Origin of the sequence: Sphingomonas sp. R1, assembly GCF_025960285.1 — a bacterium.
In the GTDB taxonomy this organism is placed as follows: Bacteria; Pseudomonadota; Alphaproteobacteria; order Sphingomonadales; family Sphingomonadaceae; genus Sphingomonas.
On record NZ_CP110111.1, the window covers coordinates 421566 to 434798 of the forward strand.

Sequence of the window (13233 nt, forward strand, 5' to 3'; positions counted from 1 at the left end):
GAACACGGCTTTTTGGAAGGGCGGCACCGGCAACGGTGCCGCCTTTTCTTTATGTGAAGCGCTAATCTGCGCGTACGATGAAGCGCGCGACATGCAGCGCCCGCACGCAGCAGCAGTATATCGTCAAAGAATGGTGCGTGCCCGGTCTCGATTGAGCAGCAGTAAGGCGAGTACCCCAACACAGCCCAGCACGGGCAGCGCGATGGCGGCGGCGGCAACGTAGAGAAGCGTGCTGAACCCGCCGACCAGCGCGGCGATTGCGGTGTTGCCGAGGCCGGCAGCGCATTTGAGTACGGCAAGGAACAGCCCAACGGGCAAGGCCTCCAATCTGGTGCCCGACGCGGCCTGGGACTGGATGCTGAGCGCGAGCAGCGCCCAGATCGCCATGTTCATGCCTGCCTGCGCCATCCCCAGCATCGCGAGCGCCACGACGCTGCCGCCGCCATCGCCCCAAATCGCAAGTGCCGCCAACACGCCCATCGCGAGTACGGCCAGCACATGCGCGGATGCGAGCAGGCGGGATGGGCCGTGCCGCCGCGATGCCAGCATCCAGAGTGGAAGCGACAGCGACTGGGCAAGGGTGATGGTCGCCAGCGCATAGCCGGACCATGCGGGATCGCCCTTCACCGCCGTGCCGAAGAAGGGCAGGGCGCGGTTGAAGGCCGGCAGCAGGCTGGCCTGCAACGCGATCAGCGCAAGCAGCAGCCGATATTCCCGCCGACGCCATAGCGATCGCAGCAGCCGCTCCCCGTCGGCCTGGGGCGTCGGGCGCGGCGGACCCGGAAGGCGACGACTGGCACCCACCGCGATCAGCAGCGTGACGAGATAGCATGCACCGGCAATGGCCGCGCAGCCCCCAAAGGCATCGCGCTGGGCTTCCGGATCGCGGATCCCGAGCAACTTAGCCGCTGCCAGACCGACGAGTGCGCCCCCCATCGCGCTGAAGATGAGCCGCAGCCCGGAGACCAGCGAGGCCGCCTTGGGCCCGTTGGCGACGCGGACGAGCAGCGTGTTGTGGCCGATGTCGCACAACGTATAGCCCAGCCGGCACAGCAGGATGGCGGCGACCACCTCGGGCCAGGCGCCGCCCGTCGCGGGTGCAAAGGTCAGCCAGAAGCCGAATGCGCCGAGCGGCGCGCCCACCAGCACCAGACGCGCCAGCGCTTCGGGCCTGCCTTGCCGGTCGGTCAGATAGGCCACGCCGAGATCGGCAAGCCCGTCCCAGATCATTGCCGCGGCCAGCACGCCGCCGGCGAGCCAGGCCGAAAAGCCGGCGATCGTGACCAGGTAGAATAGCAGGAAGCTCTCGAAACTGGACCAGAGGATGCTTTTGCCGAGATTGCCGCTGGCATAGCCGATCTGCACGGCCAGCGGGACTGGTGCAGGATGCGCGACGGGGGTGGGGAGGGCCATGCGGCGGCGCTAACCACGCCACGCTTTCGTTTTTTTGACATCATGCAAATATATCGGCCAGCCATGCCGTCCGCTCCCCGCCCGCAATTGCTGTTGACCGAGTTGCAGAAGCGCGTGCTCCTCCATCTGCGTATCGCCGGTGCCCAGCCGCGCATCGATCTTGCCGCAGCCCTCGATACGAATAGCGCGACGATCACACGGGTGACGCAACAACTCGTCGCGCTCGACCTGATCGCGGAGGGCGCCCCGCTCGAACAGGGTGTGCGGGGGCGTCCTTCCGTGCCGCTGACCATTTCCGGCGGTGGCGGCTGGTCGGTGGGGGCCACCGTGCAACCCGGCTGGCTGGAACTGGTGCTGCTGGATTTCCGCGGCACCCCGCTGCTCCATGACACGCAGCCCTTCGACGATCCCGATCCCCGGGTTTTCGCCCGGACGCTGGACGCGCGGCTGCGCGCACTGGTGGCGCAGCACGGATTCCTGCGGGGGCGCTTTCTCGGCCTGGGCGTCGCGGTGCCCGGGTACGCGCTGGACGGCGATCTCAACCGCCGGGCCGTGGTGCGGCGCCTGTCGGGCTGGAGCGACATCCCGTTGGCGGAAACGCTGGGGGACGTGCTCGACATGCCGATCTGGATCGAGAACGACGCGACGGCGGCGGCGCTCGGCGAATATTACCAGCCCGGCATCATCGATCGCTTCCGGTCGATCCTCGTCCTTTTCCTGGGACACGGGATCGGCGGCGGGCTGATTGCGGCACGCGATCTGTTCCGCGGCGATCACGGCAATGCCGGCGAGATCGGCAAGCTGTTCCCCGGCGAGATGCTGCGTCCATCGGGCATCGATCTGATCGATACGCTCCGCCAGGCAGGCGTCGTGATCGATTCCCTGTCGGAAGTGGAGGCCATGCTCGAGCCGCATGCTGCGCTGATCGCGACATGGATCGAGCGGGTCGCGGTGCAGCTGGAGCAGGCGGTGATCGGCGGCGCGGTATGGCTCGATCCGGGGGCGGTGGTGGTCTCCGGCGCGCTGCCGCACAGCATTCTGGCGCGCCTGTCCGCGCGGATCACCGAGCTTAGCGCGCCTCGCCACCACGGGTATCAGGCGCCGGTTCCGCTGGTGTTGCCTTCTACGCTTGGCAGCCGCGCGGTGGTGATCGGCGCCGCGATGGCGCCCATCCATGCGGTGACGGCCGCTCTGCCTTGAGAGATTTATTTTCATGTAAGCAAATAAAAGAGTCATGGAGCCGCGCCACGTGCCCCGCATCAGGCAAAAACGGGGAAACCAGATGACGAAGCAATATTGGCTGGCAAGCGCTGCGCTTGCCGCTCTTTCCATGACGGCGATGCCGACGCACGCACAGACCCAGCCCGGCGGGACGGATCTGGCGACCGAGCAGCCGCAGGACATCGTGGTGACCGGGTCGGCGCGCGCGCAGCGGCGCTTCGACGTTTCCTATGCGGTCAACACATTGTCGCAGGAAGACGTGCTGAAGCTCGCGCCCAAGAGCATGACCGAGCTGGTCGGCGCGTTGCCCGGCATCCATATCGAGCAGACCGGCGGCGAGGTGCAGAACATCACCCGCGTGCGCGGGATCCCGACCGATCGGGGCTATCTCTATTATCAGCAGGACGGGCTGCCGCTCTACCACGAGCTGGACGGCTTCTTCTTCAACCAGGGCGACGGCATGAACCGCTTCGACCTGATGACCGACCGCGTCGAGGTGGTGCGCGGCGGCCCGGCACCGATCTACGCCTCGGGTGCGGCGGCGATCGTCAACGTCATCACGGCGACCGGCGAGCAGACCCCGCATGGCGCGGCGCAGGTGACGCTCGGTACCACCGGGCTCTACCGACTGGAGGGCTATCAGTCCGGCCCCCTCGGCAAGCGTACCACTTTCGCGATCGGCGGTTTCTATCGCTACAATGACGGCTACCGCGACAATGGCTTTCCCTCCGACAAGGGCGGCCAGATCCGTGCCAATATCCTGCGCGAGCTCGACAATGGCACGTTGAAACTGTCCGGCCAGTATACCAACGACCACAATCTCTTCTATCTGTCGATCCCGACGGCGGATCCGCGCAACACGTCTGTCAGTCTCAACAACTATATCGATTACTTTACCGGCACCCTGAACACGCCGGCGTTGCGCGCCGCGACGATCAAGTATCGCGACGGTGCGGGCGCGATCCAGAGCCGGACCGGCGATCTCGCCAATGGCCGGCACATGCGCTTCGGCAATGTGGCGCTCGATTACGAGGGCGATTTCGATGCCTGGCACGTCTCCGCCAAGGCGGGATACACCAATGGCCGCAACGATTTCGACGCGCTCTATTCGACGTCGAATCCGGCGGACGGCGCCAGCTTCGCCAGCGGCTATCTGGCCCGCGCACAGGCCGCCTTCGGCAGCGGCGTCACGCGGATGGGCTATGCGCTGGCCGGCACCAGCGGCGCCACTGCCTATGATCCCGCCACCGCATCGGGGCTGGTGGTGCAGGCGCAATATCGTTCGATCAGCGCCGATTTCTATTCGGGGCAGGGCGACCTGAGCGTTACGCGCAAGTTCGAGACGGGCCTGGGCAGCCATGACATCCGCGTCGGCAGCTACGCCGCGCTGTGGGGCCTCACCTCGTTCGCGGTCTATCAGAACTATCTGATGGAGGTCCGGTCGCAGCCGCGTCTGCTCGATCTGGTCGCGTACGGGGCGGACGGATCGGTGAAGGGCTATGTCACCGATCGCGGATCGCTCAACGATGCCGCCTCGCTCAACGCCGGTGGCTATGACGCGAAGGTGATTGCGCTGTACGGCGCCGATACCTGGGACGTCACCGATCGCCTGCGCATCGATGCCGGCATCCGCCACGAATGGTATCGCTACGACGGTTTCGGCCAGATCACCACCGCCGCCAATCTCGGCGATCCGACGACGCTGGCCGACGATGCCACGCGCGCGTTCACCGGCGCAGTGGGCACGAGCAAGCTCAACTTCCAGGCGACCAACTGGACGCTCGGTGCCAATTTCGATTTCAGCCGTCATCTCGGGGTCTATGCCCGTGCCTCGCGGCTGGAGATCCCGGCAACGGCATCGGTGACGACGACCTACCCGACACCGTCGCTCGCGCCCACCAAGGCGCGGCTGTACGAAGCCGGGATCAAGGCGGCGTTCGGCCGATCCTATCTGTACGTCACCGGGTTCTACACCAAGTTCGATCCGCTCAACGCCAGCTTCACCGCGTTCAATCCGCAGACCGGACGCAGTGACCAGACGGTCAATTTCGTCGGGACGGCCGAGAACAAGGGGGTCGAGGCGGATGGCCAGATCCAGCTTGGCGGGCCCCTTTCGCTCGCCGGGTCGGTCACCGTCCAGGATCCGAAGTATCTGAATTTTAGCAGCAATACCGGCGCGGACGGCAGCCGCGCCAACGGCAAGCAGATCTTGCGCGAACCCAAGCTCTATCTCAACGTGCGGCCTACCCTGGACTTCCGCCTCGGCGCGGACCGGCTGAGCCTGTACGGCCGTTATGATTACATCACGCGCCGCTATGTCGACTTTTTCAACAACACCGCGCTGCCGGCATATGGCTATTTCGGCCTCGGCGCGGTGCTGGACCATGGCGCGTGGCGCTTCCAGGTCGCCGGGGACAATCTCACCAATGCGCACGGCCTGACCGAGGGCAACACGGCGGGCGATCGCCTGGCGGGGCAGGGTACCCCAACCGCGATCTTCGGACGGCCGCTGTTTGGCCGCAACGTTCGGCTGATCGTCAGCAAGAAATGGTGAGGCGGGCGCTCGCCGCCGACTGAACCGCTTTTCCGGGGAGGCTCGCTGCCGGCCTCCCCGCTCACTCTTGTCCAACGGATCATCCGATGAAATCGCTGAATTGCCTGTTGCTCGCCGCGCTCGTTGCAGCCGGCACCCCGATGGCTGCCTCCGCCGATGACGCCGCCGCGATGGCGCGTCGTCTGCGCGATCCCAAGGGGGGATTGATCATCGTTGCCCATCGCGGTTGCCACCGCCCGGCACCCCAGAGCCGGCTGGGTGCCGCGCCGGAAAATTCCTTCGCGGCGCTCGATCATTGCGTCGCGTTGGGGGTGGAGGTGATGGAGACCGACGTACGCCGCACCCGCGACGGCCATCTGGTGATGATCCACGACGAGACGGTGGATCGCACGACCGACGGTCACGGCAAGGTAGCCGATCTCACCCTCGATCAGATCAAGGCGTTGCATCTGCGCCAGGACCTGGGCGGTGCAGGCCAGCCGGTGACCGGCGAGACGGTGCCGACGCTAGCCGAGATGCTCGTCCATGCCCGGGGACGCATCCTGCTCAACCTCGACGTCAAGGACGCGATCTACGGTGAAGTGGTGGCGGAAGTGGAGCGGGCGGGCCTGCGCGACGGCGTGATCGTCAAGACGTTTGCCGGCACCGGATCGCTGCCGCTGGCCGCGATCGCCCCCTATGACCGCGTGCCCTTCGCGGTAATCCCGGTGAGCGGCGACGGCAGCGGCGCCGACGTGCCGGCGATCGTCGCGGCGCAGATGGCGGGTCGGGTACGGCCGATCGCCTTTGAACTGCCGTATCTCGATGCCGAGCGGCTCGGCCCGATCGCCGCGCGCACGCGGGCATCGAGCGTACGGCTATGGGTCAATACCTTGTTCGAGGGATTCGTGCGCGGCGGGTTCAGCGACATGGATGCACTGCGCGATCCGGATGCGGTGTGGGGAGCGCTGTGCCGTGCGGGCGTCTCGATCTTCCAGACCGACGAGCCAGCCGCCCTGCTGCGGTACCGGGCAAGCGCGGGGAATGGCTGCAAGGCAGTCTGATCCGGACGGCGATGGTCGTCCTCGCTCCGATGCGCGTCGCAGCGAGCAGGGCGGCCATCTGCCGCAGCAACGGACGCGATTTGCCGTTTCGGCCGAGATTGTGCGACCTTTGTGGGGGCGTACCGCCCGCCTCCGAACGCGGTTGATTTTGGTACGAACTAGTCCCTATAACGAAAAAGACGCTCCGCAAAGGAGCGCGCAGGGAGAGGAAACTAGCGGCTATGGCTTCGTTCCAGCAAGAAAATGGTGTCCGGGCAACGCGCGTGCGCCATGCCATGCTGGGGCTGATCGCCTGCGGCACCCTCATCAATTATCTCGATCGAACCATTCTCGGAGTAGCGGCACCGATGCTCACCCACGAACTCGGCATCAACGCGGCGCTGATGGGGGTGATCTTCTCGGCCTTCAGCTGGTCCTATGCCGCGGCCCAAGTGCCCGGAGGCGCGTTTCTCGACCGGTTCGGGACACGGCTGACCTATGCGCTGTCCGTGGGCTTCTGGTCGTTCTTCACCCTGTGCCAGGCGTTCGTCACCGGCATCACCGGGCTCATCGGGCTTCGGCTGGCGCTCGGCGTGGCGGAGAGCCCCTGCTTCCCGGCAAACAGCCGCGTCGTCGCGACCTGGTTCCCGCGCAACGAGCGCGCCTTTGCGACCGGCGTCTATACGGTAGGCGAGTATATCGGACTCGCCTTTCTCAGCCCGCTGCTGTTCGCCGCGATGGCGCATTTCGGCTGGCGATCGCTGTTCGTGGGTGCGGGTGCGATCGGGCTTGGCTTCGCGCTGATCTGGTGGAAACACTATCGCGAGCCGCGCGAGAGCCGCGCCAACCAGGCCGAACTGGACGCGATCGTGGCGGGGGGCGCCTTGCTCGACCAGCCGCCGCGCCAGCGCTTCGACTGGAACGCCGCCGGGCGACTGCTCAAGACGCGGCAGATGTGGGGGATCTGCCTCGGCCAGTTCGCCGGAAACTCGACGCTCGTCTTCTTCCTCACCTGGTTCCCGACCTATCTCGCCAATGAGCGGCACATGGATTGGCTGAAGATCGGCTTCTTCGCGGTCGCGCCGTTCATCGCGGCGTCGGTGGGGGTGCTGTTCGGCGGCTGGTGGTCGGACCGGATGCTGGCGCGGGGGCGCTCGCCCAATGTCGCGCGCAAGCTGCCGATCATCCTGGGCCTGCTGCTCGCCTCGAGCATCGTCGCGGCGAATTTCGTGCAGAGCGACACGCTGGTGATCGCGATCCTCAGCCTCGCCTTCTTCGCGCAGGGCATGGCGGCGCTCGGCTGGACGCTGGTATCCGATCTCGCGCCCGAGGGCATGTTGGGGGTGACCGGGGGCGTGTTCAACCTCGCCGCCAACCTCGCCGGGATCGTCACCCCGCTGGTGGTGGGCGGCATCGTCGCGGCAACCGGCAGCTTCTTCTACGCGCTCGCCTTTATCGGCGGCATCGCGCTGCTCGGCGCCTTTTCCTACATCTTCATCCTCGGCGATGTCCGCCGGATCGTGCTCGACTGATCCATCAGTCCAGCGGCGGCGCAGGCCGGAAGCGGTTCTGCGCCGTCAGTCGGATCGTCGCATTGGGCGCGCCATAGCCGGCATAGTCGTGCCGCTCGACGAATTCGAAGAAGAAGGTTCGGGCGAAGGCGCGGCTGTAGATCTGGCGGTAGCGCCGGCCGGGCGCCTCTTCGTCGACGAGGATGCCATAGCGCCGGGCGTCGGCTTCCTCGCCGTCGGTCAGGCCGAAGCGGGCGGCGACGTCATCATGGTAATTGGCGGGGATCGGCAGCGGTTCGAGCCCGCGTTCGGCCAGCAGCGGCGCCGCCACCGCGAGGTCCACCACGCGCAGCGCGATGTGCTGGAAGCCCGCGCCGAAAGACTGGTGCAGGAACCGCGCCGACAGTGCCTCGCGTGCATCGGTGCTGTTGAGCGTGATGCGGAAGCTGCCGCTGCGGTTCTGGATCGCCTGGCTCTGCACCAGCCCGTTGGGGTCGATCACGTCCTGCGGCATCTGCACCTCGACGTCGAACAGCGATCGCCAATAGAGTTGCCAGGACAGGAACTCGTCGTTGGAGACGGTCACCGCCAGATGGTCGATCGCCTGAACGTCGACCCGTGCCGGGGCGGGAGCGGCGTCGAATACAAATTCGTCGGCCCAGATCGCCTCCATCGCCTCGGCATCGACGACATAGACTAGGCTGCCGGCCACGCCGCGCAGCGCCGGCATCGCGGGCAGGTCGCTGGCATGCTGCGGCACGCCGAGCGCGCGGGCGCGGGCCATCGCCGCCGGGCCGTCCTTCACCACCAGCCCGATCGCGCAGATCGCCGTGCCGTGCATCGTGCGATAGGCGGCCGCAAAGCCTTGCTCCTCGAAATTGAGGACGAAGCTCGCCGCGCCGGCGCGCCACAGTTCCACCGCCTTGCTGCGATGACGGCCGATCCGATCGAAGCCGGCGCCGTGCAGCATCGCGCTCAGCTCGGCGCGGTCCTTCTCGGCGACGGCGAACTCGACGAATTCGACGCGGTCGATGATCGCGCGCGCGGGCATGTCGGTCTCGCGCCCCAGCTTGCGCGCGGCGGCGTCGCGCAGCGCGTCGAGCGCGCGCAGGCCATCGCGCGCGACCATTTCGGCCGAGCTGGCGCGGAAGCGATCGTTGAAGATCTCCAGGCTCAGCGGCCCCTGATAGCCGGTCCGCAGGATCTCGGCGACATAGCCGGTTAGGTCCAGCCCACCCTGGCCGGGCAGGTTGCGGAAGTGCCGGCTCCAGTAGAGATAGTCCATGTCCATGCGCGGCGCGTCGGCGAGCTGGACGAAGACGAGTTTGGCGGGGTCGATCTCCCGGATCGATTCGCTCGGGATATTCCGGGCAAGCGAGTGGAAGCTGTCGAGCAGAATGCCGAGGTTCGGGTGGTCGGCTGCCTGCACGATCTCCCAGACCTGCCGATGATCCTGGACATGCCGGCCCCAGGCGAGCGCTTCATAGCCGATCAGGATGCCATATTCGGCGGCGATATCGGCAACCGCGCGCAGGTCGGTGATGATCTGCGCGCGGTCCCCGCAGGCGAGCGGCGAGGTGTTGGAGCAGAGCAGCAGCCGGTCGCAGCCGAGCGTGCGCATCACCTCGAACTTCTGCCGGGCACGGGCAAGCGCACGCGCGCGATGCGGTTCGGGCATGCCTTCCACGTCGCGCAGCGGCTGGTAGAGCACGCAGGCAAGGCCGAGCTCGTCGAGCAGGGCGCGGACCGCCACGGCCGACAGTGCGGAAGCGACGAAATCGGTGTCGAAAATCTCCACCGCGCGGAAGCCGGCGGTGGCGGCGGCGCGCAGCTTGTCCTCCAGCGTGCCGCTCAGCGAGACGGTGGCGATCGCGTTCAGCGCAGTCATGGTGTTTCCTTCGGGTGCGGCAGCGGGACGACCGCCAGCCGATCGGATTGGAACGAGCCGAGCCACAATTCGCCGTCCACGAGCGCCGCCGCCGAGAGCCCGTTGAAGCCGGGGGCGGGCAGGCCGTAGGCGACGGTCGAGACGCGATGATGGGCAAGATCGAGTTCACCGACGACCCAGCCGCGATGGCAGCGCATCGGATCGGCGATGCCGTTGGCGATCCGCCGAAGTCCGCCACAGACAGGCTCGTCGAGGCGCATGCCGGCGAGCAGGAGCCGGCCATCGGTCCAATGGATATTGTCCGGCATGAAGTCCGGCGCGTCGACGCGGGCGAGCGGTAGGCGGGTGTCGGCGCGATCATAGATGACCACCGCGTGCCAGCCGAATGCGATCACGTAGAAGCGACGCTGGTCGGGATCGACTTCCAGGCCGTTATTCCCGGGGAGTTCGGTGCCCGGCAGCAGGGTAAACGTCTCGGCCCCCGGACCGAGCTGCCAGACGCCGCCGGTCACCCGACCCTGGACGAAATCGGCGATGCTGGTACCCGGGCGGGTGAGGACGGTCGCAAGGATGGTGCCGTCGGCGAAGCTGGCGACGCTGTTCGCAACCTGTCCCGCCGGCATGGGCTGGCAGCCGCGCCAGATGATCGAGGGCGAACCTTCCCCGACGACGATGTCGAACTGTTCGATCGATTCTCGGCCGCCATGATTGACGACGAGAAGACGCCAGTTCCGTTCGTCCAGTTGACGCAGGGAGAGCCCGCGTGCGTTGAACAGGGCCGGGTCCAGCACGCCCGGACAGGAACGCGTCAGCGCCGGATCGGGCCGTATCTGGTCGGGCACGCCGGTGAACCAGCGGATCAGCCGCCGGTCGCGGCGATCGATCAGCTTCAGTCCCGCGCCGGGCGAGAAGCCGCTCGCGATCAGCCAGGGCGTGCCCGGCAGCACCAGCACATCCTCCGGCTTTTCGGCGCCGCAAACATAGGCGAGCGGCGGATCGGGCGTGCAGGCAGGTGCGGCGCTTTGGACCGGTGCCAGCATGCCGGCCAAGGCGAACAGCAGGCTCAATCGCGCGGTCTCGCTCGAGGCTCGGCGGAGGCGGCAGCCCCTGCGAACAGCGCCATGTCGGCAAAGTGCGGCCAGGGAATGATCGCGCTGTTCGGTGCCAGTCGCACGAGCCGGGGCGCATCGCGGCTCGCCGCCGGCCAGCGGCCGATCGAGGGGCTGACGGGCGTGCCGGTCCGCGCGAAGGCGAGCAGCGCTTCCGCCATGTCACGCTCCAGCGCCACGTCGCCCGGCTCCCAATTCCGCGTGGTCCGGAACAGGTTGAGCGAGTCGCGGGTGCGCAGCCAATAGGGCACGTCGCCGGTATGATAGGCGCCGACCGTCGCGGGATCGTGGTCGCTGAAGGTGATGCCTGGCGCATAGGGATGGCGGCGGGTGAACAGATAGCCATAGACCGGCTGCGTGCCGTAGCGCAGCTGGTAGCGTGCCCAGTCCGCCATCTGCATGCCGACCGTCGAATCGCGGGCGATGTCGGCGGCGATGCGGGCGACATCCTCGCCGGGATAGGCGGCAAGGACTGCCTCCGCCTTGTCGCCGACGCGGCTGCGCAGGGCGCTCGCAAGCGCGGCGCGGTCGGCGAGCGGGCCGAAGGGGCGGAAGCTCTCGTCCCGGGTATAGCCGATTAGCACGGGCACATCGGACTGTCGGTGCGCGGCGAACACGGCTTCCGCGGTGCCGGTAAGGACATGTCCGTCGAGCACGATCGGCGCGCGCGGGCTTTGCGCGGCGGCGATCTTGTCGCCGGGCAGCGCGCGCAGCTCCGCCAGCGTGGCGGCGCCGAGATCCTTCGCCAGCGCCGCGCCCTGCTGTTCGGCCATGGCAAGCGGCGCCGGGCCCAGCATGCCGCCGAAGCTGCTGCCGCTCATCCCCACCGCCCGCCGGAACAGACCCCGCGCGAGCGGGCTCTGCTGGAGCAGCGACACGGACATGGATCCCGCCGACTGGCCGATGATCGTGACATTATCGGGGTCGCCGCCGAAGCTGGCGATGTTGCGGCGGATCCAGTGCAGCGCCGCGATCTGGTCCATCAGCCCATAATTGCCCGATCCGCCATAGCCGGATTCGCGGCTGAGCTCCGGGTGGGCAAGGAAGCCCAGTGGCCCCACGCGATAGGCGATGTTGACGCGGACCACGCCGTCCCGCGCCAGCGGCTCGCCCGAATAGTTCGCCATGCTGGCCGAACCGATGTTGAACCCGCCGCCATAGATCCACACCAGCACCGGCGCCTTGCGGGCCGCACGGGGTTTCCAGATGTTGAGGTAGAGACAGTCCTCGCTGGTCGCCTCTTCGCCAAAATAGTGGTTCTGCCGTGATCCGCGCAGCGGCTGCAGGCATTCTGGGGCGAAGCGATCGGCGTGGAAGACGCCCGTCCATGCCGCACGCGGCTGGGGCGCTTTCCAGCGCAGCTCGCGCACCGGCGGGGCGGCAAAGGGCACGCCGAGAAAGGCATCGACGCCGGAGGGCAGGGCCACGCCTTCGATGCGGCCTTGCTCAACCCTCGTCGATGGCGGGGCAGGCGTCGCCTGCTGGCCGCTCAGCAGCACCATTGCCGCCGCGGCGGCAGCGCTGCGCCGGAGGGTCATTTGCGGGGCACTCCCAGCACCTTGTGGAAGAAGTCGAACGTCGCGTTGGTCGCCTTGAGCGTGGCCTCGCGCGTCGCGTCGGGGGTGGCGCCGATGAAGCTGTGGTCGACACCCGGAATGTAGATCGTCTCCACCGGCACGCCGGCGCGGCGCAGGGCAGCTTCGGCGAGGCGCGACTGGGCGATGGGCACGGTCTTGTCCTCCTCGCCGTGGATCAGCAGGAAGGGCGGATCCTTGGGGTCGATATAGGTGACCGGGCTGGCGGCGCGGAGCCGATCCTCGGGGCAGGCGGCCTCGCAGCCGAGCAGCCGGCGACCGGCGGCATTGCCGTCATTGTTGTTGGCCAGGCTGGTGAAGTCGAACGCGCCGTACCAGGTGACGGCCGCCTGCACGCAGCCATCCGTGCCCGCGGCCGGATCCAGGTTCGTGTCGCGGCAGGTGAGCGCGGTCATCGCGGTGATATGCCCGCCCGCCGATCCGCCCCAGACGCCGACGCGCGCGGGATCGATTCCATAGTCACCGGCATGCGCGCGCAGGAACCGGATCGCGGCATTGGCATCCTGCAGCTGCGCGGGGAACTTGGCCTCGCCGGACAGACGATATTCGAGGCTGGCGACGGTAAAGCCCTCCGCCGCGAAGGATGCGAGGACGGCCGGGAAATCGGCCAGTGCGCCGGAGTGGCGGGTGTGGCCGGCCATCCAGCCGCCGCCATGGATGTAGAGCACCAGCGGATGCGGGCCCGGCGTTGCGGGCACATAGACGTCAACGATCTGCGGCCGATAGCCGGGCAGGGTCTGGTAGACGATGTCGCGATAGGCTTTCACGCCGCCCGGAAAGGCGACAGGGACAACCGGAAACCTGTCTTCCAGCACCGGCGCGGGCGCCACGGGGAAGCTGCGCGTCTGGGCGTGCACCGTGCCGCCCCCGGCCACCGCCGACAGCAGGAGCGCAATGCGCGCGATGGTTTTCGTCATCCA

The 13233-nt window shown here is 67.5% G+C and carries 9 protein-coding genes; 4 read left to right on the forward strand and 5 right to left on the reverse strand.

Features of this window, described 5'->3' with window-relative positions:
- Positions 1-123: 123 nt before the first annotated feature.
- On the reverse strand, positions 124-1413 hold the full coding sequence (locus tag OIM94_RS02105; protein ID WP_264608483.1) for an MFS transporter: 1290 nt from the start codon (positions 1411-1413) through the stop codon (positions 124-126).
- Here OIM94_RS02105 and OIM94_RS02110 point away from each other — a divergent pair.
- The 4 genes from OIM94_RS02110 to OIM94_RS02125 all read left to right on the forward strand — a co-directional run bounded on the left by OIM94_RS02110 (position 1387) and on the right by OIM94_RS02125 (position 7742).
- Positions 1387-2613, forward strand: coding sequence for an ROK family transcriptional regulator (locus tag OIM94_RS02110; protein ID WP_264608484.1), 1227 nt, complete (start codon positions 1387-1389; stop codon positions 2611-2613). The two genes, OIM94_RS02105 and OIM94_RS02110, sit on opposite strands and share 27 nt — an antisense overlap.
- Positions 2614-2695: 82 nt before the next feature.
- Positions 2696-5188 (forward strand): TonB-dependent receptor, encoded by a 2493-nt coding sequence (locus tag OIM94_RS02115; protein WP_264608485.1) that lies wholly within the window; start codon positions 2696-2698, stop codon positions 5186-5188.
- A gap of 86 nt (positions 5189-5274) precedes the next feature.
- Entirely contained in the window at positions 5275-6231 is a 957-nt protein-coding gene (locus tag OIM94_RS02120; RefSeq protein WP_264608486.1) for a glycerophosphodiester phosphodiesterase family protein, read from the forward strand.
- A gap of 221 nt (positions 6232-6452) precedes the next feature.
- Entirely contained in the window at positions 6453-7742 is a 1290-nt protein-coding gene (locus OIM94_RS02125) for an MFS transporter (RefSeq protein ID WP_264608487.1), read from the forward strand.
- Positions 7743-7746: 4 nt separating this feature from the next.
- Here OIM94_RS02125 and OIM94_RS02130 read toward each other — a convergent pair whose 3' ends face one another.
- From OIM94_RS02130 to OIM94_RS02145, 4 genes are read right to left on the reverse strand one after another with little or no spacing between them, the layout of a single operon-like run.
- Complete coding sequence (locus OIM94_RS02130) at positions 7747-9609, reverse strand: bifunctional sugar phosphate isomerase/epimerase/4-hydroxyphenylpyruvate dioxygenase family protein (protein WP_264608488.1); 1863 nt, start codon at positions 9607-9609, stop codon at positions 7747-7749.
- On the reverse strand, positions 9606-10676 hold the full coding sequence (locus tag OIM94_RS02135; protein ID WP_264608489.1) for a hypothetical protein: 1071 nt from the start codon (positions 10674-10676) through the stop codon (positions 9606-9608). The genes OIM94_RS02130 and OIM94_RS02135 overlap by 4 nt, the downstream gene beginning before the upstream one ends.
- Positions 10673-12256, reverse strand: a complete 1584-nt coding sequence (locus tag OIM94_RS02140; protein ID WP_264608490.1) for a carboxylesterase/lipase family protein — start codon at positions 12254-12256, stop codon at positions 10673-10675. Before OIM94_RS02140 ends, OIM94_RS02135 begins: the two co-directional genes overlap by 4 nt.
- Positions 12253-13230, reverse strand: coding sequence for an alpha/beta hydrolase (locus OIM94_RS02145; protein WP_264608491.1), 978 nt, complete (start codon positions 13228-13230; stop codon positions 12253-12255). The genes OIM94_RS02140 and OIM94_RS02145 overlap by 4 nt, the downstream gene beginning before the upstream one ends.
- Positions 13231-13233 lie beyond the last annotated feature (3 nt).